The organism is Flavobacterium sp., from assembly GCF_043720215.1.
Lineage (GTDB): Bacteria > Bacteroidota > Bacteroidia > Flavobacteriales > Flavobacteriaceae > Flavobacterium.
The window spans coordinates 1-4,128 of sequence record NZ_JAYSSZ010000125.1; the positions used below are offsets into that span (position 1 = coordinate 1).

The window sequence follows — 4,128 nt, forward strand, 5'->3', positions numbered from 1 at the left end:
TAAATTGTCGTAAAGACGAAAGTAATAAAATCTAAAGCCTTGAGAAATTAATTTTTTTCAAGGCTTTTTTGTAATATAAAAGAAAGTTAGAAAAAACAAAGACTTTAGACCTTACAACTTTCAAACATTCAACATAAATATTGTTAATTTTCTTATAATTATAATGCAAACTGCAAAATATCTCGCAATGAATAATTACATTAGCCCAACAAATTTTTAGCATGAGAAATTTTACCGTTTTATTTATATTTTTTGTTTCATTTTCGGCAATTTCGCAAGAAACGATTATTTCTGGTACTGTCATAAACGACAATACTTTATTGCCTTTATGGAATATTAATGTGGTAAACATTAATTTAGTAAAAGGTGCTGTGACTGATGCCAGAGGAAACTTTCAAATTCCAGCAAATGTAAATGATGTATTGCTAGTTTCTAGTTTAGGATTTCAATCTATCGAAGTAAAAGTAACAAACGACTGGATAAAAAATAACTCTAACCGAATTCATCTTACCGAAAAAGCATACGCACTCGAAGAAGTTGTTATACCGCCATATGACTTGACTGGTTATCTTGAAATTGATTCAAAATTAATTCCTGAAAAAGAAAATTATTGGTACAACATCTCTGGTTTAACCAGTAGATACGAAGCTGGCGAAAGTTCTCCTGGCGCTTTTGGAAGAGTGATGGGATCTTTATTTAATCCTGCTGATATGCTATATAATTTCTTTGGCAAAAAACCAAAAGAACTTAAAAAACTTAAAGAACTTAAAAAAGATGATAATTTAAGAAGTTTACTACAAACCAAATATGACAGACAAACTATCTACTTACTTTTAGATATAGATAAAAAAGAATTAGCTGAAATTCTAGAACGTTGTAGTTATTCCGCAACTTTTGCCGAAACTGCAAACGATTTACAAATCCTTGACGCTATAAATGGTTGTTATGAGGAATATAAGGTTTTGAAGAAAAAATAATTTCAATTGAATTATTCTTTAGGATTTTCTATATAATATCGTTCCTCGATTCTCTTAATATCTTTGATAGAATTTTTTGCCCAAGCCAATCTTTTTACTAAAATTTCTTCTTCTGATAAATGCCAATTTACATCAGTCTTTCGTAATCTTTCAGTCAAATTTTGCAAAATAATAGCCGCCGAAACCGAAATATTTAAACTTTCGGTAAAACCAACCATTGGTATTTTTAGAAAACCATCGGCTTTTTGCAGAATCTCTTCTGATAATCCGTCACGTTCGGTTCCAAAAAATAAAGCACTTGGTTTCGAAATATCAAAATCATCTAGCAAACAATCATTTTCGTGTGGTGTGGTGGCAATGATTTTATATCCCTTCTTTTTTAAAGTTTCTATACAATTCGAAACACTATCAAAAGTATTAATATCGACCCATTTCTGAGCGCCCATCGCAATTTCTTTGTCAATACTTTTTCCGTAACGTTCCTCGATTACATTGAGCTCCTGAATACCAAAAACCTCGCAACTACGCATTACTGCACTAGTGTTATGCATCTGAAAAACATCTTCGACAGCGACCGTAAAATGATTCGTTCTATTGTCTAAAACTTTCAAGAATTTTTCTTTTCTGTTTTCTGTTAAAATGTTTTCAAGAAAATTCAGATATTCAATATCAATCATTGTAAATTGTTTTTGGCAAAAATACTAAAAAAGACTAGTTTTATATCCTAACTAAATCATGCAAATGAAAAAGAAATTAGTGTTCTAACAGGCGCAGGAATTTCTGCCGAAAGTGGCATCAAAACTTTTCGTGACAGTGACGGACTCTGGGAAGGACATAATGTTATGGATGTAGCAACGCCAGAAGGTTGGCGGAAAAATCCAACATTGGTACTTGATTTTTACAATCAGAGACGAAAACAATTGCAAGAAGTGAAACCCAATTTAGGTCATCAGATTTTAGTTGAGTTAGAAGCTGATTTTGAAGTACGAATCATTACTCAAAATGTTGATGATTTACACGAAAGAGCAGGAAGTTCGAATGTTTTACATCTTCATGGTGAATTATTAAAAGTGCGAAGTACAAAAGATAATAACTACATTCTCGATTGGAAAAACGATTTGAATTTAGGAGATTTAGATGAAAATAAAAACCAACTTCGTCCTCACATCGTTTGGTTTGGTGAAGATGTTCCAGCGATAGAAAATGCGGTTGAAATAGTAGCAAAAGCAGATGTTTTAATCATTATTGGCACTTCTTTACAGGTTTATCCTGCAGCAAGTTTGATGAATTTTGCAAACCAAACAATTCCTGTTTATTATATAGATCCAAAACCTGCAACAGTTTATGATTTACCCAATCCTTTGGAAATTATTGAAGCCATTGGTTCTGAGGGAATGAAAATTTTGCAAAAAGAATTAAAAAAACTGCAATAAAATCTTAAATCCTAAATTCTAAATCCTAAATTCTGATTATCTTTGCGACTTTCAAAACAACAACACAACAATGACTACTCTAAACGAATTGAATGCAGTATCACCAATAGACGGAAGATACAGAAGTAAAACTAAATCACTTTCTAAATATTTCTCAGAAGAAGCCTTAATAAAATATCGTGTTCTAGTAGAAATCGAATATTTTATTTCACTTTGTGAGATTCCATTACCACAACTAAAAAGTGTAAACCCGAACATCTTTGATAGTTTACGTGATATTTATAAAAATTTCTCAACCCAAGATGCACTTTGGATAAAAGAAACCGAAAAAACAACCAATCACGATGTTAAAGCTGTAGAATATTTTATAAAAGAAGCTTTCGAAAAATTAGGATTGTCTGAATATAAAGAATTTATACATTTCGGATTGACTTCTCAAGACATCAACAATACGGCAATTCCACTATCTACAAAAGAAGCATTTCAAGAAGTTTACTTAAAATCATTAATAGAATTAATTGCTAAACTAAAAGATTTAAGTATTGAATGGAAAAACATCCCGATGTTGGCCAGAACACACGGACAACCGGCTTCTCCTACTCGTTTAGGAAAAGAAATTGGTGTTTTTGTAGAACGATTAGAAGAACAAATGCGTTTACTTTTTAATATTCCTTTTGCAGCAAAATTTGGTGGTGCAACAGGAAATTATAATGCGCACCATGTAGCATATCCGCAAATAGATTGGAGAAAATTTGGAAGTGAGTTTGTTGAAGATACTCTTGGTTTGCATCACTCCTTCCCTACTACTCAAATTGAACATTATGATCATTTTGCCGCTTTTTTTGACGCTCTAAAAAGGATAAACACCATTATTATCGATTTAGATAGAGATATTTGGACATATGTTTCGATGGAATATTTTAAACAAAAAATTAAAGCAGGAGAAATAGGTTCATCAGCAATGCCACATAAAGTAAACCCGATAGATTTTGAAAATTCGGAAGGAAATTTAGGAATTGCGAATGCTATTTTCGAACATTTATCAGCTAAATTACCTATATCGAGATTACAGCGTGATCTTACTGACAGTACGGTTCTAAGAAATATTGGGGTTCCGTTTGGACACACTATTATTGCTTTTGAAGCTACGTTGAAAGGATTAAATAAATTACTTCTCAATGAACCTAAATTTCACGAAGATTTAGAAAAAAACTGGGCTGTTGTAGCAGAAGCTATTCAGACCATTTTACGCCGTGAAGGATATCCAAATCCTTATGAAGCACTAAAAGGATTGACTAGAACAAATACAACTATAGACAAAAATGCTATTCATAGTTTTATTGCGACTTTAGCTATTTCTGAGGAAATTAAAAAAGAATTAATGGTAATTACTCCTAGTAATTTTTTGGGGATTTAAAAAAAAAAATTATGATTTCATTATTATAAAATAACTTTCCATTAAGTAATTTTATACTTTAAATTAACAACCATGACAATAGAACAAATTTATACAGGATGCTTGGCCCAAGGTGCTTATTATATTACTTCAAATGGAGAGGCTGCAATTATAGACCCACTTAGAGAAACAAAACCATATCTAGAAAGATTAGAAAGAGATAATGTAAAGCTAAAATATATTTTCGAAACTCATTTTCATGCTGATTTTGTTTCTGGTCATTTAGATTTAAGCAAAGCAACCCATGCTCCTATTGTTTATG

At 31.4% G+C, this 4,128-nt stretch carries 5 protein-coding genes; 4 read left to right on the forward strand and 1 reads right to left on the reverse strand.

Annotated elements, in window-relative coordinates:
* Positions 1 to 221: 221 nt before the first annotated feature.
* Entirely contained in the window at positions 222 to 977 is a 756-nt protein-coding gene (locus ACHZC3_RS05975; RefSeq protein ID WP_394758966.1) for a carboxypeptidase-like regulatory domain-containing protein, read from the forward strand.
* An 11-nt stretch (positions 978 to 988) separates the two neighbouring features.
* On the opposite strand, the gene ACHZC3_RS05980 is transcribed toward ACHZC3_RS05975, so the two are convergent.
* Positions 989 to 1,654: a TrmH family RNA methyltransferase gene (locus tag ACHZC3_RS05980; RefSeq protein ID WP_394758967.1), complete on the reverse strand. Its 666-nt coding sequence runs from the start codon at positions 1,652 to 1,654 to the stop codon at positions 989 to 991.
* Positions 1,655 to 1,729: 75 nt separating this feature from the next.
* Between ACHZC3_RS05980 and ACHZC3_RS05985 the strand changes: the two genes are divergently transcribed.
* From ACHZC3_RS05985 to ACHZC3_RS05995, 3 genes are all read left to right on the forward strand, one after another.
* Positions 1,730 to 2,410 carry an NAD-dependent deacylase gene (locus ACHZC3_RS05985; protein WP_394758970.1) on the forward strand — a complete coding sequence of 227 codons (681 nt, stop codon included), beginning with the start codon at positions 1,730 to 1,732 and terminating at the stop codon, positions 2,408 to 2,410.
* 70 nt (positions 2,411 to 2,480) lie between these two features.
* Positions 2,481 to 3,827, forward strand: a complete 1,347-nt coding sequence (gene purB / locus ACHZC3_RS05990; RefSeq protein ID WP_394758968.1) for an adenylosuccinate lyase — start codon at positions 2,481 to 2,483, stop codon at positions 3,825 to 3,827.
* A 72-nt stretch (positions 3,828 to 3,899) separates the two neighbouring features.
* Positions 3,900 to 4,128: MBL fold metallo-hydrolase (locus ACHZC3_RS05995; RefSeq protein WP_394758969.1), on the forward strand; the 229-nt coding region annotated here is incomplete at its 3' end.